General features: G+C 45.7%; 19 protein-coding genes. 12 read left to right on the top strand and 7 right to left on the bottom strand.

The window, feature by feature from the left end; translation table 11 throughout:
• Positions 1-101 precede the first annotated feature (101 nt).
• Positions 102-1,649 (top strand): hypothetical protein, encoded by a 1,548-nt coding sequence (locus B9G69_RS03875; RefSeq protein ID WP_088616827.1) that lies wholly within the window; start codon positions 102-104, stop codon positions 1,647-1,649.
• Here B9G69_RS03875 and B9G69_RS03870 read toward each other — a convergent pair.
• Positions 1,646-2,413: a hypothetical protein gene (locus tag B9G69_RS03870; RefSeq protein WP_254917013.1), complete on the bottom strand. Its 768-nt coding sequence runs from the start codon at positions 2,411-2,413 to the stop codon at positions 1,646-1,648. The genes B9G69_RS03875 and B9G69_RS03870 overlap by 4 nt on opposite strands.
• Positions 2,414-2,520: 107 nt before the next feature.
• Between B9G69_RS03870 and lgt the strand changes: the two genes are divergently transcribed.
• Entirely contained in the window at positions 2,521-3,591 is a 1,071-nt protein-coding gene (gene lgt, locus B9G69_RS03865; protein WP_088616828.1) for a prolipoprotein diacylglyceryl transferase, read from the top strand.
• Between the two features lie 250 nt (positions 3,592-3,841).
• Here lgt and B9G69_RS03860 read toward each other — a convergent pair whose 3' ends face one another.
• Positions 3,842-4,216, bottom strand: a complete 375-nt coding sequence (locus B9G69_RS03860) for a hypothetical protein (RefSeq protein WP_088616829.1) — start codon at positions 4,214-4,216, stop codon at positions 3,842-3,844.
• A gap of 224 nt (positions 4,217-4,440) precedes the next feature.
• Here B9G69_RS03860 and B9G69_RS03855 point away from each other — a divergent pair, with 224 nt between their 5' ends.
• Positions 4,441-4,734: a BrnT family toxin gene (locus B9G69_RS03855; protein ID WP_088616830.1), complete on the top strand. Its 294-nt coding sequence runs from the start codon at positions 4,441-4,443 to the stop codon at positions 4,732-4,734.
• On the top strand, positions 4,731-4,973 hold the full coding sequence (locus tag B9G69_RS03850) for a CopG family transcriptional regulator (protein WP_088616831.1): 243 nt from the start codon (positions 4,731-4,733) through the stop codon (positions 4,971-4,973). The genes B9G69_RS03855 and B9G69_RS03850 overlap by 4 nt, the downstream gene beginning before the upstream one ends.
• 31 nt (positions 4,974-5,004) lie before the next feature.
• Here the strand turns inward: B9G69_RS03850 and hisS are convergent, their stop codons facing one another.
• Positions 5,005-6,255 carry a histidine--tRNA ligase gene (gene hisS / locus B9G69_RS03845; RefSeq protein WP_088616832.1) on the bottom strand — a complete coding sequence of 417 codons (1,251 nt, stop codon included), beginning with the start codon at positions 6,253-6,255 and terminating at the stop codon, positions 5,005-5,007.
• 100 nt (positions 6,256-6,355) lie between these two features.
• Here hisS and B9G69_RS03840 point away from each other — a divergent pair, with 100 nt between their 5' ends.
• From B9G69_RS03840 to B9G69_RS03820, 5 genes are all read left to right on the top strand, one after another.
• Positions 6,356-6,802 (top strand): DUF3299 domain-containing protein, encoded by a 447-nt coding sequence (locus B9G69_RS03840; protein ID WP_254917014.1) that lies wholly within the window; start codon positions 6,356-6,358, stop codon positions 6,800-6,802.
• Between the two features lie 37 nt (positions 6,803-6,839).
• Positions 6,840-7,319 carry a ZrgA family zinc uptake protein gene (locus tag B9G69_RS03835; RefSeq protein WP_088616833.1) on the top strand — a complete coding sequence of 160 codons (480 nt, stop codon included), beginning with the start codon at positions 6,840-6,842 and terminating at the stop codon, positions 7,317-7,319.
• The gene (locus tag B9G69_RS03830; RefSeq protein WP_088616834.1) at positions 7,309-8,004 is read left to right on the top strand and encodes an ABC transporter ATP-binding protein; all 696 of its coding nucleotides are present in this window, start codon (positions 7,309-7,311) and stop codon (positions 8,002-8,004) included. The genes B9G69_RS03835 and B9G69_RS03830 overlap by 11 nt, the downstream gene beginning before the upstream one ends.
• The gene (locus B9G69_RS03825; RefSeq protein WP_088616835.1) at positions 8,001-9,266 is read left to right on the top strand and encodes an ABC transporter permease; all 1,266 of its coding nucleotides are present in this window, start codon (positions 8,001-8,003) and stop codon (positions 9,264-9,266) included. The genes B9G69_RS03830 and B9G69_RS03825 overlap by 4 nt, the downstream gene beginning before the upstream one ends.
• 128 nt (positions 9,267-9,394) lie before the next feature.
• On the top strand, positions 9,395-10,387 hold the full coding sequence (locus B9G69_RS03820) for a PstS family phosphate ABC transporter substrate-binding protein (RefSeq protein WP_088616836.1): 993 nt from the start codon (positions 9,395-9,397) through the stop codon (positions 10,385-10,387).
• A 132-nt stretch (positions 10,388-10,519) separates the two neighbouring features.
• On the opposite strand, the gene B9G69_RS03815 is transcribed toward B9G69_RS03820, so the two are convergent.
• From B9G69_RS03815 to B9G69_RS03805, 3 genes are read right to left on the bottom strand one after another with little or no spacing between them, the layout of a single operon-like run.
• The gene (locus B9G69_RS03815; protein WP_088616837.1) at positions 10,520-12,331 is read right to left on the bottom strand and encodes an adenylate/guanylate cyclase domain-containing protein; all 1,812 of its coding nucleotides are present in this window, start codon (positions 12,329-12,331) and stop codon (positions 10,520-10,522) included.
• Complete coding sequence (locus B9G69_RS03810) at positions 12,331-13,953, bottom strand: hypothetical protein (protein WP_254917015.1); 1,623 nt, start codon at positions 13,951-13,953, stop codon at positions 12,331-12,333. The genes B9G69_RS03815 and B9G69_RS03810 overlap by 1 nt, the downstream gene beginning before the upstream one ends.
• Positions 13,953-15,827 (bottom strand): FecR domain-containing protein, encoded by a 1,875-nt coding sequence (locus B9G69_RS03805; protein WP_088616838.1) that lies wholly within the window; start codon positions 15,825-15,827, stop codon positions 13,953-13,955. Before B9G69_RS03805 ends, B9G69_RS03810 begins: the two co-directional genes overlap by 1 nt.
• Before the next feature lie 46 nt (positions 15,828-15,873).
• Here B9G69_RS03805 and greB point away from each other — a divergent pair, with 46 nt between their 5' ends.
• The 3 genes from greB to B9G69_RS03790 all read left to right on the top strand — a co-directional run bounded on the left by greB (position 15,874) and on the right by B9G69_RS03790 (position 17,943).
• Positions 15,874-16,401 (top strand): transcription elongation factor GreB, encoded by a 528-nt coding sequence (gene greB, locus B9G69_RS03800; RefSeq protein WP_265437960.1) that lies wholly within the window; start codon positions 15,874-15,876, stop codon positions 16,399-16,401.
• Between the two features lie 127 nt (positions 16,402-16,528).
• On the top strand, positions 16,529-16,969 hold the full coding sequence (locus tag B9G69_RS03795; protein WP_265437959.1) for a DUF3465 domain-containing protein: 441 nt from the start codon (positions 16,529-16,531) through the stop codon (positions 16,967-16,969).
• On the top strand, positions 16,957-17,943 hold the full coding sequence (locus B9G69_RS03790) for a YheT family hydrolase (RefSeq protein WP_088616840.1): 987 nt from the start codon (positions 16,957-16,959) through the stop codon (positions 17,941-17,943). Before B9G69_RS03795 ends, B9G69_RS03790 begins: the two co-directional genes overlap by 13 nt.
• On the opposite strand, the gene B9G69_RS03785 is transcribed toward B9G69_RS03790, so the two are convergent.
• Complete coding sequence (locus tag B9G69_RS03785; RefSeq protein ID WP_416220926.1) at positions 17,927-18,556, bottom strand: glycosyltransferase; 630 nt, start codon at positions 18,554-18,556, stop codon at positions 17,927-17,929. The genes B9G69_RS03790 and B9G69_RS03785 overlap by 17 nt on opposite strands.
• Between the last annotated feature and the right edge of the window lie 6 nt (positions 18,557-18,562).

The raw sequence follows: 18,562 nt of genomic DNA, 5'->3' as shown, positions 1-18,562 counted from the left end.
TAACAGTGGCATCGTTGAAGAGGGATCAATAAGCCTAAAAATGATCTGAAACGCCAGTGTCTCATAACGGGACATTGGCATGGATTGCAATAGATAGCCGCATGAATTCTTTGTTGCGGTCATCGCTTTCATTTTTGCTTCCAATGCTCGTGGCGCTTCCGACGTGGGCGTTGCCCTCGTCAGTGGATAACCCTCAGGGTGTTCTTTGGAATCTTTTAGAGAGTGGGCATGGAGCTGAAGCTGCGCAATTTGAAGGGCAGCTGGAGAAAGTTCTTCAAACAAGTCCTATCAGATACATCAAGCCTCTTGGCGGCGGGATGACTGAATCGTGGGTCGCATTCTTTGAAAATAATGTCGTTGCAGTATTAAAGCCCGCTATGTCAGAAAATCCAGAATCTGCGGCAAACGAGCGTGCAGCCTATGTGGTAGATCGCGCTTTAGGTTTGAACATGGTTCCTTTGACAGTGACTCGAAAAATGGGTCAACAAGACTATAGCTTGCAACTGTTTTACCCAGCGGCTTCCAGCGAACGGCAGAGGTTGGGAGAAGTGCAAACAGTCCGAGCGTATGATTTAAAATGGTTTGATGGTCTTGTGGTAAATTTTGATCGCGATATTCACGGCAATCATAATATTGTAACAGGGCGGGATGGCCGACTTGTCGCGATTGATAATTCACTCGCTTTCTATGATGCAGAAGTTGAAATCAAGGGTGCAGGCCTTTATAAAATTTCAAGTCATCTCAAAGGTAGTTTTACTCATTTGGATAAGAAAAAGCTTCGTAAAGATCTCTTGGCTGTGTTGTCAAAAGAAAAAGTCGATCGCTTTATGAATAATATCAGCAATGTGCAGGCTGAAATTGGTAGTGCCAAGGAAGTTTCAGAGGATCGGACTGTGGTTCGTCAATCTGCGAAGCTTCCTTTTGTAATGCCCATTGAAAATGGAAATATATTGGATTTACAGCTGTTCCAAAAAGCTTTGGGTGAATATGCTTCGACAGATCCTATCGAGGGATTGAAGCAAATGGTTGCAGGCGAGTCACGTTCCTTTGATATTGTCATTCAAGATTGGAAGACATACTCTCCGAATACAAGAATGTACTTGGTGCAAATAATGGCGGGGCTTGCAAGCAATGGTCAAACCACGGGCTTAAGTAAAATCGTAGCCGCTTATCCGGAAGAATTGCTTAAATCTCTTCAAGCCGTGAACTCCCAGCTCCTGGTGACCGTATTGCGTGACCTGTTAAAATTAGAAAAGCCATCGGCTGGGGTAGTGGATATTATTCGAAGAGAAATCTCGGCAGAAATTCTGTACGGCCTTCGCTTTGATATTCTTCGTTCGGGAGATACTATTCCTGATTCAAAATTAAATAGCTTTATGTGGCAGGGTATTGCCGAAGGTATTGAAAAAGGACATTTCGATAACTTGTTAAATAATGTCTATAGTTTTGAATATGTTTTTCATTCGATTGAGACTGCTTCCGACGGTGGAATTAAAAAACGTCTGTTGGCTGCGCTCAATCAATACGCTTTACGAGTCAAGCAAGCGAACCCACAGATGGTTCCAAAGAAGATTGAAAGTTTGTTGAGTATGCTTAATTCAAAAGGAATTTCTGGATCGGCAATGGCATGCCGGAGTGTCTTTCACTAAAAGAAAAGTTTAATTCCTGACCTAATCCCCGTGCGATCGGTATGTACTTCATCCGTCGCACCTGGGGATTTTATTTTCTGGTTCTCCTTGTACCAGGCTCCGAAGATTCGCAGGGCCTTGAAGTCTATAAACAAGCCTGCCTCCGTGAGATCCTCTTTGACGTCGCCTAAAACATCATTGGTGACGGGGAGGAAATAGCGATATTTTAAATCCAATCCAAAATATTTTGTAAGATACAGCTGCAAATCAGCTTGGCCAAATTGTTGGCGCAATGTGGTTGCAGAGGTGCCGGTCATTTCGCGTGTGCGCAAACCATAGGACAAAGTAAAGCCCGTGTTTTGCAGCGAGTTTCCTAGCAGACGTAAATTAAATAGCCCTGCTAAGTCAGAGTAATTTTCATTCGTGTTATTGGAATATTCTGCGCCCACACCGACAAATTGGGCATAGGCTGCGAACTCTGTCAGAATATTCGAGTGTGCGGTGTCTAGTGTGGTACCGTCCGCAACGTGCTTGTCGTACGACAGGTAGCTTCCGCTCAACATCAGCTCATACGGAGAAGGGCTGTTCATCGAAAGCCACTGATCCATCATTCGATTCTTGTCTTTGATCGCCAGCCAATCCGTCAGCGACCAGCGACCTTGTTCCCGTTTTGCCGCCCGTTGAGTGAAATCAAAACCACTACTCCATTTCGAGGCTGTCTGCGCAACAGATTCGAGAGAAAAGGCGATAATGCATAACAGAAGTAAATATGAAAATCTGGACATGACCCTATTTTCTCGCTTTATTAGGATCGAGTCTAAAATTTTCCCTGTTGAGACACAGGATGAGACACAAATATGAGACGAAAAAACGTCTCATAGAAGGATGAACAGTGGTTCACGATTTTGATCCCTTTGCGTTAAGAATTTCTGGTGACTTCGGAGTTCGCTGGTACGGCCTCTCTTACATGATGGGCTTTATCTGTGCCTACTTGTTAATCAAATGGTTGGCAACGCGCCAACGCTCGGGCCTGACTGTTCAGATGGTAGGCGATTTCATCACTTATGGCGCCATTGGTACTTTGGTGGGCGGTCGTTTGGGTTACGTTTTCTTTTATGGCCCGGATCTGATTTGGAAATTCAAAAGCAGCTTCCCATATTGGGGAGTGTTGGCTGTTAACGAGGGTGGCATGGCGAGTCATGGAGGTATCATCGGTATCGTTGTTGCCTGCCTGTTGTACGCAAGAAAGTACTCTGTGAACGCAACTTACCTGTTTGACCTTGTCGCGGTTGCGGGCCCTGTCGGTGTCTTTTTTGGCCGTATCGCGAATTTCATCAATGGCGAGCTGGTGGGTCGCGCTTGTGATCCTTCATTCCCTTTGGCAGTAAAATTCCCTCAAGATATCGAATTGTGGCCTTCTCAAGAATTCAGCCGTTTGCCTGACCTTGGAAATGTGGTGGATAAAATCGGTGGTGTCGGCGGAATGACTCGCGAGCAGTGGTTGGAACTTGTTGGTAAATTCAATATGGACCAAGGCGCTCGTGAGCAAGTCTATGCAACTCTTCACAAAGTTATTCTGTCTATTCAGGACGGCAACACTGCTGTGAAAGCGGCCATCGAACCATTGTTGACACCTCGTTATCCCTCGCAACTTTTTGCGGCAGTGGGAGAGGGTTTGTTCATTTTCTTGGTGCTATTCTTCCTATGGAGAAAACCACGTAAACCAGGATTCATCGCTTCTGTATTTATCATGCTTTACGCAGTAGTGCGTATCGCTGACGAACATTTCCGAATGCCCGACGTGCAAATCGGTTTCCAATTGTTTGGTCTGACTCGTGGTCAGTGGCTGTCGATTGCAATGTTGTGCGTGGGTCTTTTGATGATGTTCATCTGGAGCAGAGCTGGCTCTCTTAAAATCCCTGGATGGGGTCGAGGCCACTCGATTCGCCTAAACCGCAAATAGGGGGAAACGGCTCGGTTGCTGCGTTGTCGGCTCGGGCCTTGCTCTTCGGCGTACTTGGAGTACGCCTACGTGGCAGTCCCGAACCTCCGCATGGGCTGCGCCTCAAAAAAGCTAAAGCTTTTTGTGCACTCGAACCGTGTTGACCGTTTCTGTTCTGCGGTGGGATGGAATCGGGGACGGGATCGGGGAGTTGATATATAAAAAAAGCGAACCTATTAGGTTCGCTTTTTTATTTTTGAATGCTGTTTTTTTATTTAGAAACGCACGTCAATGGTGTGTAGCTATTTGAATTAATCAAGATGGCTGGGAATTGAACTTGAGTGTTGGAGCGAAGGGCTTGTTCTAAAAGGCCGGCTTCGACTTTCAAGCTGTCAGTTTGGTTGAAGATGAATTTGCCATCCTGTTCAGTGATGGATTCGTGGTGTGAAGTCCAAACTTGGCCGTGATATCCAGAAACGACTGTCACTTGAGTCAGTTGGTTTGCGGCAGATACTTCGGCTGTGATGTTGAAAAGGAATTGGCTTTTTGAATCTGAGTTACGGCATTCAATTTTCAGTGGAGAAGTGGCGAATGCTGAGCTTGTTACCAACAACGTTGCAATTGTACCAAGAATTGATTTTTTCATATGAGGTCTCCCTTTTGCCGTACTGATTAACAAAGGAGAAAGGAGCCGTCAAATTACTAAGCCTTAAAAGCCCTGTTGTTGCGATATCATCAAATGGCGTCTTCCGAGTTTCGATGGAGCAGGGCCTTTAATGGTACACCCCTTTAAGCTTGTTACTCCCCTGATTTTGCATGCTTAGCACGCATGAGCAAAGAAGTTTTACAATGTAACAACAGTGTAGTAATATGGAGCTGATCGAATTTGAATGGGATGACCATAAAGCATCCATGAATCGCCAAAAACATGGGATTTCATTTGCGGAAGCCGTAACGATTTGGAAAGACGACAGCGCCCTTGAGATTGCAGACCCTGATCATTCGGATGACGAGGATCGATGGATTCGACTGGGCATGACCGATCAGTTTAAAACTTTAGTCGTCGTCTTTGTTGAAAAGTCCCCGGGGATTCGCGTAAGGGTGATATCGGCCCGTAAGGCGACTTCGAAGGAAAATGAACAATATTTTGCGAGAAGATTATGAAAAAAGAGTACGATTTTTCTAAGGCAAAAAAAGGGAAAAGTTCGAAACAGGTGAAGGTAATTAAAACTTTTCGTCTGGATCCTGCGGTGCTGGAATGGCTTGAGTCTGAAGGCGAAAAACAGGGAATGGGATATCAAACTTTTCTGAATTGGTTTCTGGCGAAAGCGATGAGCGATCAAGACAGTTTTGAAGATCGTCTTAAAAAATTGGAAACCGCAATCTTTAAGAAAAAAGCATAAAAAAAGGGCAGTGGAACTGCCCTTTTTTTATTTAGATTTTAAAATCGAAGGTGGCTATTTCAGAGCGGGAAACTGTTGTTTGTTCGCCACTCTGGAAGTTTTTGACCGTAACAGTATTGTTCGTCACTTCGTTGCCGCCTAAGATCAACGCGTAGTGAGCGCCTTTGTTGTTGGCCTTTTGCATTTTCTTGCCCATTTTGCCAGACAGGAAATTTTCAGCCTTCAACCCGCGCGAACGGATTTCATGGGCGAGTTTGACGCTTTCTTCGTCGCCAGCTTCGTCAGCACCGATGATTGCGATCAAAACCTCTTTGGAGACCGCAAGTTCCTTCGGAGTCAAATCAGCCAGACGATCAATTCCCGCAGCCCAACCCACAGCCGGAGTTTTCGGGCCACCCATTGTTTCCACTAAACCGTCATAACGACCGCCCGCCAAAACAGTGCCCTGTGCTCCCAGTTTTGAAGTCGTGAATTCAAAAACCGTGTGGCAATAATAATCAAGTCCGCGCACCAAAAGAGGATTCAACTTATAAGGAATTCCTAATTTTTCGATACCGGCCAAAACCTTTTTGAAGAAATTTTTAGAGTTTTCATTCAAATAAGTTTCAAACTTAGGAGCGTTTGCATTTAATTTTTTATCGCCTTCGTCTTTGGAATCCAAAATACGCAGCGGATTTTTTTCTAAGCGAGTCTTGCTGTCAGCGGACAATTCACTTTCGTGAGATTTGAAGTAAGCGACCAGAGCATCGCGGTAAGCAGCGCGGCTTTCTGCATCACCTAATGTGTTGATTTCAAGAACGCACTCTGCAGAAATGCCGATTTGTTTTAGAAGATCCCAGGCCATCGCGATGCACTCGACGTCCGCTAAGGGAGTGTCATAACCTAGACACTCTGCGCCTAATTGGAAGAATTGGCGGTAGCGGCCTTTTTGCGGCCTCTCATAACGAAACATCGGGCCCGAATAATAAAATTTAAGAGGAAGCAACTGACTCATGCCTTCCGAGATAAAAGAGCGAGCCACGCCCGCTGTTCCCTCGGGTCTTAAAGTGAGGCTTTCTCCGCCACGATCTGTAAAGTCGTAAGTCTCTTTACTGACAACGTCGGAAGTTTCCCCCAGAGTGCGGTGAAAAACGTCAGAAAATTCAAAAATAGGAGTTTCGATTTCGCCATATCCGTAAAGTTTTGCTTTCTGATAGGCTGATTCTTCGACAAAACGGAAGACTAAATTGTCCTCTGGAAGAAGATCACGAGTGCCACGAACCGTTTGCAATTTTCCGCTCATAATTAGTACCTCTTGGTATCAAGGTTTTCCGTTATATCAGACATGGTGGAGCCAAGCAAAGCTATTGCTTTTGAGAGGGCGTAAGACGTAAATTAAAAGTATGAAGAAGTGGCTGTTCCCAGGAATTCTATGTATCGCGGTGGTTGTCGGTGTGGCTGTTTACCAGCGCATGGCTGACGGCCCAGATCGTGGTGGAGCCTTGGTGGATTGGCGGCTTTTAGGTGAGATGGATTACATCACGGGTAAGTCGACTGCGGAGCTGATGGCTTTAGATGGTAAGACAGTCCGTATTCCTGGTTTCATGGTCCCTTTGGAAGACGAACAGCGCCAGGTTGTCGAGTTCCTTTTGGTGCCAAGCTCTCAAGCATGTATTCACGTTCCAGCTCCACCGCCAAATCAAATGGTTTATGTGAAAATGAAAAAGGGTGTGCCAGCAATGCAAGGCCCAATTTGGCTTTATGGCACGTTAAAACTAGTAACCAAGAAATCAATGTACGGTGACGCATCCTTTGAAATTACCGGTGAGGGCGTAGAGCCTTATAAATAGGCTCGATATATCGCCTTCCCAATAACAGGGGGTTTTTATGTTCAAGGTGCTTTTGTTTTCAATGTTAGCGTTGGCCGCACGAGAACACGGTGCGCATGCTCACGGTGTCGCCACTGTGGATGTAGCGTTTGATGGAAAAAACGGCAAAATCGAGTTTCACGCACCTGCTTCCAGTATTTATGGTTTTGAGTACGAGGCAAAATCGGTCAAAGATAAAGCCAGCAAAGAAGCGGGACTTAAGAAATTTAATGATAAAGTGAATGACTTGTTTCAGTTTGCAGCAGACAACAAGTGTGAAGTAAAAATGGATTACAACGAGGTTGTTCAAAAGGACAACCATGCTGATGTAAATGCCATTTTTAATATCGTTTGTGAAAAAGCGCCAAATGGCACAGCCATGACATTTGGAGTGCAGAAAGTGTTTTCGCGTGTGAAAACTGTAAAGGTGAACGTCATCACCGGCGAAACACAAAAGTCCCAGGAATTAACGAAGAGCGGAGAACAGGTTGAGCTCTAATGAAGCTTTAATTGAAATTCGTGACCTAGAGTACACCTATGCAGGTTATAACAAGCCGACATTGGTAGTGCCCGAGTTTACAGTGCAAAAGGGTGAGGAACTTTTTTTGTACGGTCCCAGCGGGACGGGTAAAACGACGTTTCTGGAATGTTTGTCAGGGGTCTTAACTCCCACTAAAGGAAGCATTAAGATTTTAGGTCGTGATCTGAGCTCTATGAGTTCTTCCGAGCGGGATGCCTTCCGTGCGGAGCACATGGGCTACGTGTTCCAAAGCTTCAACTTGATTCCGTATCTGTCAGTTATGGAAAACATCGAATTGCCGTTGCATTTAAGTCCGGTGCGCAAGTCGCGTTTGGGCAGTGTGGACACTGATATGGTGATTCGCGCGTTGTGTGGCAATTTAGGAATCGGTGATTTGTTAGATAAGAAAGTCACAGAGCTAAGTGTAGGACAGCAGCAGCGTGTGGCCGTGGCGCGTGCCTTGTTAGGGAAACCTGACTTGTTGTTGGCGGATGAGCCGACGTCAGCGTTGGACGCTGATCATCGCGAGAAATTTTTGAAGCTGCTTTTTGAATTGTCTGAGCTGTATGGAACGACAGTGGTGTTTGTCTCTCATGATCGAGGCATTGAAAACCTATTTACGCGTTCACTGTCACTTGAATCAATTAACAGGACAGCGCGATGATCTTCTTGAACCTGGCTATTAAATCTTTAAAAAACCGTGCCTTTGCAACGACTTTGACGGTGATCTCTATCGCTTTAAGCGTGGGGCTGTTGCTCTCCGTGGAGCGAGCTCACAGAGCGGCGCAAGAGGGTTTCACGCAAACGATTTCAAAAACAGATTTAATCGTGGGTCCGCGTAGTGGTCCGTTACAATTGATTTTGTACACGGTTTTTAACTTAGGAAATCCTACGAACAACATCTCTTACGAAACCTATCAAGAGCTGCAAAAGCATCCAGCGATTGAATGGACGATCCCATACTCTTTGGGGGATAGTCATCGTGGTTTCCGTGTTGTGGGAACTACGAATGATTTTTTTAAATTCTATCATTTCCGCGGTGACCAGAAAGTCGAGCTGCAATCGGGTCATGAGCTGCAGGATCTTTGGGATGTAGTGGTTGGCGCCGAGGTTGCTCGCAAGCTGAGTTACAGAGTCGGTGATGCCGTCGTCGTGGCCCATGGAGTGACGAAAGGGGAAGGCGTTGTTAAGCATGATCGTCGTCCTTTCAAAATTGCGGGTATTTTGAAAAGTACAGGCACCCCATTAGATCGTTCGGTTTATATCAGCCTTGAGGGAATGGAAGCCTTACATATGGATTGGCAAGATGGGGTTGTTCCGTCTGCCGCCAAGGAAACCCCAGCCGTCGAGATCAAAAAAGAAAATATCAAGATTGATAGCATCACTTCCTTCTTTGTCGGTGCAAAATCTCGAATTGAAACTTTAAAGCTGCAACGTGAAATTAATGAATATACGAAAGAGCCAGTGCTCGCGATTATTCCGGGCGCGACTTTAAGTGAGTTGTGGCAGGGACTTTCTTATGCGGAGAATGTTTTGCGCATTATTTCCTGGATGGTTTTGGCCGTAGGCTTTATGGGGATGTTGATAGCCTTGACGACAACATTAAATGAACGCCGCCGTGAGATGGCCATCTTGCGTGCAGTGGGCGCAAGTCCTCAGCAAATCGTGGGATTGCTGGTTTTTGAATCCGCAGTTCTCTCTATCGTAGGAGTCATTTCCGGAACGATTTTATCTTTTGCATTGGCATCGGCATTAAAACCATGGCTTGAAAATGAATTTGGGCTATATCTAGAAGGACCTGCCATCACCGGCCAAGAGCTTTTATACATCTTTGCCGCCATCGTGGTCGGAATTCTGATCGGTCTGATTCCAGCCCTCCGCGCCCAAAAGCAAGCCCTCAAAGACGGCCTCAGCGTCCGCCTTTAGGTAACAGTTCCCTTTTTTAGGGCGCCGCTGCGGATGCTAACAATTCCCTAACACAATCTTAACGGGGAGGTGATACCTCTCCCTAACGGACTTTGATAATTTTCTGATATCCAATATCGGAGGAAATAATGAAGTTCGTTATCGCAAGCGCCCTCGTTTTGTGCGCATTTTCTGCTAAAGCAGAGTCTCTAGTAAAAATTGATGGTTCCAGCACTGTATTCCCAGTGACTGAAGCAGTTTCTGAAGAATTCCAAACCGTGTCGAAAGGCGCAACGAAAGTAACAGTCGGTGTTTCTGGTACTGGTGGTGGTTTCAAAAAGTTCTGTCGTGGCGAAACAGATATTCAAAATGCTTCTCGTCCCATCACTAAAGAAGAAATGAAAGCTTGCCGTGATGGCAAAATCACTTACTTCGAATTGCCAATCGCTTTCGACGCGATCGCAATCGTGGTTAACCCAAAAAACAACTGGGTGAGCGAAATCACAACTGAAGAGTTGAAAAAAATGTGGGAGCCAGCTGCTCAAGGCAAGATCATGACTTGGAAACAAGTGAATGCAAAATGGCCTGATGAAAAGCTAACTCTTTTCGGTGCTTCGACTGACAACGGTACCTTTGACTATTTTACTGAAGCTATCGTAGAAAAATCGAAATCATCTCGCGGTGATTACACGGCGTCTGTTGATCACAACACGCGCGTGACGGGAGTTAACGGTGTTAAAGGTGGCTTGGGCTATATCCCTTATGCTTACTATGTAACTAATAAAGATAAATTGAAACTGTTGGGCGTGATCGGCGGAGCTAAATCTCCTGCGAAACACAAAGCAGTTTTGCCAGAGGAAAAAACAGTGATCTCTGGACAGTACTACCCACTGTCTCGTCCGATCTTCATCTATGTTTCTCAAACAGCGATGACCAGACCTGAAGTAAAACAGTACGTTGAGTTCTATTTGGAAAAAGGCGCAGAGATGGCAAAACAAGTTCAGTACATTCCATTGCCGGCAAAAGCCTATACAACTGCGAAAGAACATTTGTCGAAAAAGAAAACAGGAACTGTATTCGCTGGCGAACCACATGTTGGTTTGACGATCGAACAGATCCTTAAAAAAGAAGCCACTCTCTAAGAGTCGCTGTTAAAGGATGAGTCCCTCCAAGGCTGCATTCCCAACGGATGCGGCCTTTTTTTATGTGCAAATGAAAAACGGCGAGAAGACCCGCCGTTTTTTTACTGGGACGCTATCGAACTGGGATCGATGTTATGAGGCTTTGATTTTTACTTTATCAGCTGCTTCCGCTTCATAGTCTGAGTAGGGAGTGGTCACGTCGACATATTTGTCACCAGCTTTATAGCCCCGGACTTTGTACATTTTGATCGCTTCAGAACGGCCTTTCACTTCGGCGGCGCCGGCCAACTCGATTTTGAAAGCGTCGCCTACTTTTTCGATAACAGTGTCAGTGACTAGCAAGTCGGCACCAAAGGCTTTTGTGGAAGCCTCGATACGAGATGCTGTATTCACGGTATTACCGATGACTGTGTACTCCATACGCTCGTCAGAACCGATGGTGCCCGAAATCGCTTTTCCAGCGTGCAGGCCCATACCGATATTGATCGCAGGTTGTTGGCGCGCGATACGTGCTTCATTTAATTTATCCAAAGCTCTGCGCATTTCAAGACATGCACGAACAGCATTGTGAGCATCACGTGGGCCTGTTTTTGGTGCACCCCAAACGGCCATGATCGCATCACCGATGAATTTATCCACGACGCCGCCATGGGCGTTGATGATACCTACCATCACTCCAAAGTATTCATTCAGCATTTCAACCACTTCTTCGGGTGAACGTTTTTCCGAGAAAGCCGTGAAACCACGGATATCCGAGAAGAAGACCACTACGTCTTTACTTTGACCGCCGACACCGATGTCTTTACCGATCAAGTCCTCAGTGACTGCCGAGCCGTGGAACTTCGAGAATAAACTTTTTACTTTGTCACGCTCTTTCAGACCTTCCGTCATGTGATCGAAGGCCACAGCTAAGTCACCGACTTCGTCATGGGACTTCACTTGATCACGGGCTTTCACATCGAAATTACCTTTGGAAACCAAGTTAATCAGGCCCGCCAATTTTTCAATAGGGGAGGTCAACGTCATAGAGAATAGGAAGATAAAAAAGATCGCAAGCGAGATGGCGGAACCCGCCACAAAGATCGAGCGACGTTTCACTTCGTTAGATACTTCCAGGATGGCTGCCTCTGATGTTTGCGAGATCACCATTTGTCCATAAGATGTTTTTACCGACGCACCAAAAAAGTTGGAACGAGTTTGTGGATCCACGAACTTCGTTTGGTACTGAGGAGTTTTCGTGCCCATCGCTTTTGCTACAAACGGATACTGTTTCATGTTCAAGCGGCCGATGGCCTTTTCCTCGTCTTTATGGGCCAGGACTTCACCTTGCGCGTCTAATAAGTATTGCGTGCGCTCGGACAAATCTGTGAAGGGCTTTTGTAGGGGAGCCATCATGATATCCGCTAACACTACGTGGGTGATTTTGCCTTGATCGTCTTTGATTAAAGGAATCCCGATCGTGATCATGGCTGGAGCTTTTGGATAAGAAGCGTTTTTAATTTCAATACCGCCTTCAGCCAAATTGCGCACCGGGAATTGCTGCCAAGCACGCAAGTTCACGAAATACGCTTCAGTTAAAAGGAACGGCTTTAAGACATCTTCTTTGACTTTTTTAGCCACTGTTTCAACGGAAGAACCGTTGATTTTCAAAACTTCCAACGCAACGAAGTTTTTGTCTTTCACAAAGTTAAAATCAAGATCTGCGGACGCTGCTTCACCCTTCATAAGCAACGATCCATTGGTTCTCGTTTTATCGATCAAAGATGCGATGATATTGTCGACCTCTTTGGCCTTAGCGGAAGCTGATTCCAGATTGGCGATATCGACCTGTTCAGACGACTTCTTTTCGAAGTAGTTCGAAGAGATCAACGTAATCGCCCCGGTTGACGCAACCAGGATCAGAATCGTGACCGTGATGAGTTTGGTTGAGATAGGGATTCTCATTAGAAACTCCATTCCGCGAAGAAGTTGATATAGTTGCCGACAATCACAGACTCATTCACATCACCATCAAGAGCGAAATTCGTCGTCGATGGCACTGCCTTATAGGACATTCGGTCTTCGCGGCGTGCATAACCCATCAGTCCTGTGAACTTATCACTAAATCTGTAACTGCCTAAAATTCCAAATTGAGTCGAAATGCTCGGGGAGATGTCTTGACCATTTGGCGTCGACACCTTCGCTACCGAGGCATAAACATGTGCATTCAATTGAACACCCCATTTAGGCGTCAATGAATACCAATACTCGACCCCACCATGGGGACCGATAGCACTGACCATTTCGTTTTGTGAAACTCCGGTGAAGGGATCACCAATAGTTTCTGGAAGCTCTTTATAAAAAAGGCCCATTTGATAGCGCAATTCTGCACGATCACCCACCGGTTGCTTATAGACGGCATTCGCTTCAAGGGAGGCGAACGTTCTAATTTCACCGTTAATAGTAAATCCACTGAGGTCTGCAATCGTCAAAAAGCCCCAAGGGGACTTGCGACCATTCCATCCTAATCCCACACGACCTGTTCCGCCAAAGGCATCATAGGCAACCTGCGAGTTCTTTTCTGGATTTGTTCCCGAGTATTTCATGTCTGTGACCAGATAGCTTGCAATCGCGTACCAACCATTGGTCTTTTCAATCGAACGACGAACCAGCGCTGTGTATTCCGCCGCCGCCGAGCGATCCCCGTCGCGCACGTCGAACATGATTTTGCTTTGCTGTGAGGCCGGTCTTAAATCTGATTTCGCACGAATAAGGATTTGATACTTACCACCTTCCCAAGAGGAATCGAATGGCAATGAATCAGCCGTATAGTTTTCATAGGTTCTAACTTTTTCCCACTTTTTAGTCGCAGGATTGGCGCGCACCACGATCACTTCATATTCTTTGATGTAATCAGGACGAGACCATTTAATTTCACGGACAAACATGGATTCAGGTTTAACAATGGCTGGAGGAGCCAAAGGTTTTCCAGTCACTGTGAACTGAGAAACGGAAGTTGCATCGCTGCTGATGCCTTCGGAATTTTGCGCAGTGACTTTCCAAGTATAGGAGTTTGCCACGGGCACTGAAGTTTTGAATTTTGGTTCTTTGACGATTTCAGAAATTTTGGTTTTGCCATCATCGGATGTTAATTCAAACGCATACTGGTCCGCGCCACCCACAGGGTCCCAACGGAACTCAAGGTTGGTTTTTTCTTCTTCGTTGGAAGGTACCGTTGATTTTGGAGCAGGGGACTTCATGTTGACGTTATCTAATCCCACGTTGAATTCGCTAGGTTCAGACCAATCACCGGGAACTCCCCGGTAATCGCGCGCACGAAGTTTCATCATGTATTTTCCCGGCGTCAGGCGACCATTCCAGATAGACTCTTTGGTTCTGAAGCTGAAAGTTTTTGGTTTGCCAGTTTCGCCTTCTTTTTTAACTTGGGTCAGGTCGATATCGTAAGACTTAGCTCCTTCAATTTGCTCCCATTCAAAGTTGACGAGGCGACGATAGGGCTCGGCCTTCGCGGCAACTCCGCAGATAAGAAGCATTGATAAAAGAAGGGTGGCCAAATTTTTTAGCATCAGTTCACTTTAATCTTCTTCAAGGTAGGCGCTTTTAAGTTCGACTTGTCAGGCACGATGAGCTTGCGCACAGGACCTGTTTCGCCAGGACGGCCATAAGTATCCCGCGCTGAAATGGTCACATCGTATTCACCTGGCAAAAGATTCCGGATGGCTGTCGTTGTTGTTTTATATTTGGAGCGTTTTAGTTCTTTGCCTTCTTTTTTGATAACAAGCTCATAGTCAGTCGCGCCTTCGACGTTATTCCACTCTAATGTAGAGCGACCATCCATCGATGCTTGAAGGGGGCCTTCAGTCGGAATAAACAGTGGCGCTTGCAAGATTGGCATTGGGGCCACCGTCACAGCTTTAGAACTGCCGGTGCCCACAACTTGACCGTCTTTATCCATAGCTTCAATAGATGCGATATAACGACCTGGTTTTGGGACGGGTGCAGAGAATTTATTTTCCTTAACTTCAACCGGAGTGACTTCGGAAGCATCTTGAGCTTCATCGTGTAAACGCACGCGGTAAGAACTCACGTTTTGTAAGTTCTCCGTGCCCCAAGAAAAATCAGCTTTCGGAGATGTCACAAAATATTGAGTCATCTGGGTCTCAGCCATCGTAAACGCGACCGGTTTCACCTCAGGTTTAGGAGCAGGGGGCGGAGTTGCCGCAGGGAGAGCAGCCATTTTTTGCATGTCTGTGTACTTCACCGAAAATTTTTGCATTTTTCCAAGGACTGGTTTTTCCGAGTCATTGAAATAAGAAGTCATGCGCCAGTAGTAAGTACCATCTTTCAGGCCTGGCAAGGTATAGCTGTCCTCTGTCGTGAACGACTTTGTTGCAATGGAGTGAGATAATTTTGGATCATCCCAAACTTGCAAAGTCATTTGACGAGTGTCTGAGCTTTTTTGCCACTTAAACGTCATATCAAAAGGACTTGTCGTAGCTGGGATCTCGACATCAGCAGTTGGGAAGACCACTGTCGGCGCATAGCGAGCAATGACTTCCATTCTGTAAACGGCACTCTCGCCCATGGTTTCACCCAATGGAGATTTTGCCACTAACTTCCAGTAGTGTTTACCAAACGGAAGTTCCGCCATCAAAGATGAATCCCCCATATTCGCTGTAGCGATAGGTTTCATATCACGGCGGTTTTTGCCTATATATAAAGAAACCTGGGATTCAGTCGGAAATCCTGACCATTCGAATGGAATGGGTTGCAAATCGTCGGCGTTCATCGCCACAGGCTTTTGCAGATTCGGTTTAGAGACTTTGACTTTCTGTTTATCAAACTCGACACCAGAGGCGCCCACGGCTCCCATACTACCAGTTGAAAGTTCCGTGCTTTTACCATCTTTAGATTTAACAGACGCTTTACCTTCAAGGACTTGGACATCAACCGAATTTCCGCTGCCTTTGGAGAGGGACGCGGAGGCCTGACTTAGATCGACTTTACCATTCGCAGAATTAAGAACCAATCCTGGAGCATCACCTTCTTGAGCGCCAGCCTTGGCATTCACGAAAAGACTACCTTCCATCAAATCCAAAGCGATTTCCCCTTGGGTCTTTTTGATCACAATCAACGATTCTGGTTCCAAATCCAAATAGCGATCAGAATCAGTAAACTGAATTCGAACCTCACCACGGTCAGATGTGCGGATCGCTTCACCGTCGTATAGGGGCTCGCCCGTATTGACCAGCTGCCAAAGAAGGCGAGTGGCTTGACGACGTTGAATGTCATCAACTACTTTTCCAACGTATGCTAGTGGTTTTTCATTGCTATGTGAGTTTTGCGTTTTACCGGTAGAGTGATACCAATAAAAAGTCAGCGCAAAAACAGATGATGATGCGATCGCAGCGATCACTAATCTATTCCATTGATTTTTCATCTGTTTCCTCCTCGCCTACTTTTCGGAAAATTTTTCGAAATATTTGATGGGCCAAAAGACTTGGATTGTGACAGGAAATTGGTCTAGTATGTTGCCCATGGATAATAACAAAAATTATATCACCCCCGAAGGTCTGGCCAAATTGCGAGAAGAGTACCAATCTCTGATGCATGGTGAACGTCCTAAGATTGTCGAGATCGTTCAGTGGGCTGCGAGCAATGGTGACCGCTCCGAAAATGCCGACTATCAATATGGTAAAAAGCGTTTGCGTGAAATCGATAGGCGCGTGCATTTTCTGACGAAAAGAATCGAAGATGCTGAAGTCGTCGATCCAAAGTTAATGAATGGGGAAAAGGTTTTATTTAGCGCCACGGTGACCTTGGTCAACGAGGGCGGGGATGAAGTGATTTATCAAATCGTCGGTGAAGACGAGTTTGATCCTAAAGTCGGCAAAATATCGTGGAAGTCCCCGGTCGCTCGTGCTCTTCTAGGAAAAAAACTAGGAGATGAAGTAAAACTCGTCAAACCTTCTGGCGAGGAGTACGTAACGATTGAGAATGTGGAGTATAAGTAAAAATTTCACTCTTTGTCACTAAGGCCATCCCTATGGCCTTAACAAAACCCTAAAGAAATAAAGTATTTATTGAGTTGTCTTTCATCTAACAAATGATAACTTTGTCCGCGATTCAGAGGGGGATCACATGATGAAGTTTACGACTCGTCTACTTTTCGTTCTAATTTCCACGTCCGCACTTAACACTCACGCACAAGCTTACGGTTACCAACAGGGTTCGGCCTCAGCGCCAGATGCCGCCATTGTTCGCGCCATGGAATCACACCAACGAGTGAATTTCGTCGAGGGTGCAGATATGGAAGTTGTTCAGGTTTTGCCTGACGACACTAATGGCAATCAACACCAAAAGTGGGTTGTGAGACTTTCAAATGGAAAAACAATGCAAGCTGTGTACAATTCAGACATGTGCCCACGCGTACCGGTTGAAATTGGTGATCGTGTTGCAATGGGTGGAATGTTCCTCTGGACAAATCAAGGTGGTTTGTTGCACTGGCTTCATCATGATCCGCGCGGCAATCGCCCGGATGGTTATGTGATGATTAATGGAGTTTACTATTGCAAAGACTAGAGTTGATTTCAATTGAAGCTCCTTTCTGGGCCGACAGTGGTCACAGTCAAACCCTTTGGGGGCATTTTTTAAAATCACCTGAGTTAGAAAATCCTGGATTAAATTTTGAGGTCGATCTTCCTGATGGAGATCGACTTTTTTGTTTTTATCACCCAGGTCATACCGACATTGTTGTCAGTCTTTATCACGGCTTATCTGGTGATATGAACGCGGACTATATGCAAAGAACAGGCATCCTTTGCCGCGAGTTAGGCCACACTGTCGTATTAGTGAATCACCGGGGAGCGGGGCCAGGCTTAAAAGTCGCAAGAAATCCCTATCACTCAGGCCGCGCTGAAGATGTGTCTGAGGTGATCAAGGCTCTTCGTCAGAAATTCCCCAATAAAAAACAAATCGCTGTCGGCTATTCGATGAGTGGCGGTATCGTTTTATGTTTGGGTGGAGGATTTCGCGGAGAGCACAAGCCTGATGGAATCATCACCGTCAATGCACCACTTAACTTAGATCGTGGCGCTCGAATGCTACGAACAGGTTTTAACAGAATCTATGATGTGCGTTTCGTATATCGCCTGCGCCAAAATGTAGAAATGAAATATCGAGAAGGTCTGATTCAGGAACGATATCAAATCCCGTGGTGGGCGACCTTAAATGATTTCGATAAAATATATACGGCTCCTGCGGGTGGTTTTAAAGATCGGACAGAGTATTACGAAAGCTGTTCAGCAATTCACTATCTGCACAATATTGATGTGCCAACTTATATGTTGTCATCGGCAGACGATCCATTTGTAAAGATCGAAGATTATCAGGGAGTAGATTTCCGCGATAACATTTCACTGCACATTGAAAAACGTGGTGGACACATGGGCTATCTGACGAAAAAAAAGACGCCTCTTGGAAGCTATCGTTGGATGGATTATTACCTGCGCGAGGCGATCAAAGCCATGGAGCAGGAATTTACTGCCGGTTCGTAAAAATACTGTCTCGAAATAAATTAATTCTTTCTTTCCACACATGATACGACTGTGAAGATCTGCCCGAATCGTAAACGGGAATTTCGATGATATTCAGTGTCTTAAGGCGAGCGCTTTGATGTAATGCAGGCGTCAGATACCAGCCCCGCAATTTTTGCAGAGGAAGCTCGTCACGAATTTTTTCCCAAGCATTTTTCTTTAAAGCGATGACTTCACATAACGGATCTTGCAAAGAATTGTCATACTTTTCCCGCAGGATGTTGTTGAAAAGAATTTCTGTCTTCGTGCGTGAGGTTTCACCTTTTAAAAATGGATTTTCTTTTTTGCGGTAGCGATCACCCCAGCAGATATCAACTTTTTCTTCGGCCACCAAGTGCTGCCAAAGTTTAAATACGTCACCGAACGGCGAGGCCAATTCAGAATCCAAGATCATCACATAGGGCGACTGCGCAAGCTCCATGCCTTGATAAAGGCTCAGCGCGCGACCCTTTTTCTTGTCGTTACGGTGAATCACCAGAATTTCGTTAGCACCCGATTTTTCTGCCTGAGCACTAAGCACTGCAAACGTTTTGTCGGCGCCGTGCTCCACTAATGCGATGAGTTCGTATTTCATTGGGAA

It is taken from the genome of Bdellovibrio sp. SKB1291214 (assembly GCF_002209355.2).
Lineage (GTDB): Bacteria > Bdellovibrionota > Bdellovibrionia > Bdellovibrionales > Bdellovibrionaceae > Bdellovibrio.
This window is presented reverse-complemented; position numbering and strand designations above follow the sequence as displayed.

Excerpts from the sequence above, each read along its gene's own strand:
- B9G69_RS03875 (WP_088616827.1), top strand. The coding sequence starts at position 102 with ATGAATTCTTTGTTGCGGTCATCGCTTTCATTTTTGCTTCCAATGCTC.
- B9G69_RS03870 (WP_254917013.1), bottom strand. The coding sequence starts at position 2,413 with ATGTCCAGATTTTCATATTTACTTCTGTTATGCATTATCGCCTTTTCT.
- B9G69_RS03860 (WP_088616829.1), bottom strand. The coding sequence starts at position 4,216 with ATGAAAAAATCAATTCTTGGTACAATTGCAACGTTGTTGGTAACAAGC.
- B9G69_RS03855 (WP_088616830.1), top strand. The coding sequence starts at position 4,441 with ATGGAGCTGATCGAATTTGAATGGGATGACCATAAAGCATCCATGAAT.
- B9G69_RS03850 (WP_088616831.1), top strand. The coding sequence starts at position 4,731 with ATGAAAAAAGAGTACGATTTTTCTAAGGCAAAAAAAGGGAAAAGTTCG.
- hisS (WP_088616832.1), bottom strand. The coding sequence starts at position 6,255 with ATGAGCGGAAAATTGCAAACGGTTCGTGGCACTCGTGATCTTCTTCCA.
- B9G69_RS03840 (WP_254917014.1), top strand. The coding sequence starts at position 6,356 with ATGAAGAAGTGGCTGTTCCCAGGAATTCTATGTATCGCGGTGGTTGTC.
- B9G69_RS03835 (WP_088616833.1), top strand. The coding sequence starts at position 6,840 with ATGTTCAAGGTGCTTTTGTTTTCAATGTTAGCGTTGGCCGCACGAGAA.
- B9G69_RS03825 (WP_088616835.1), top strand. The coding sequence starts at position 8,001 with ATGATCTTCTTGAACCTGGCTATTAAATCTTTAAAAAACCGTGCCTTT.
- B9G69_RS03820 (WP_088616836.1), top strand. The coding sequence starts at position 9,395 with ATGAAGTTCGTTATCGCAAGCGCCCTCGTTTTGTGCGCATTTTCTGCT.
- B9G69_RS03815 (WP_088616837.1), bottom strand. The coding sequence starts at position 12,331 with ATGAGAATCCCTATCTCAACCAAACTCATCACGGTCACGATTCTGATC.
- B9G69_RS03810 (WP_254917015.1), bottom strand. The coding sequence starts at position 13,953 with ATGCTAAAAAATTTGGCCACCCTTCTTTTATCAATGCTTCTTATCTGC.
- B9G69_RS03805 (WP_088616838.1), bottom strand. The coding sequence starts at position 15,827 with ATGAAAAATCAATGGAATAGATTAGTGATCGCTGCGATCGCATCATCA.
- greB (WP_265437960.1), top strand. The coding sequence starts at position 15,874 with ATGGGCCAAAAGACTTGGATTGTGACAGGAAATTGGTCTAGTATGTTG.
- B9G69_RS03795 (WP_265437959.1), top strand. The coding sequence starts at position 16,529 with ATGATGAAGTTTACGACTCGTCTACTTTTCGTTCTAATTTCCACGTCC.
- B9G69_RS03785 (WP_416220926.1), bottom strand. The coding sequence starts at position 18,556 with ATGAAATACGAACTCATCGCATTAGTGGAGCACGGCGCCGACAAAACG.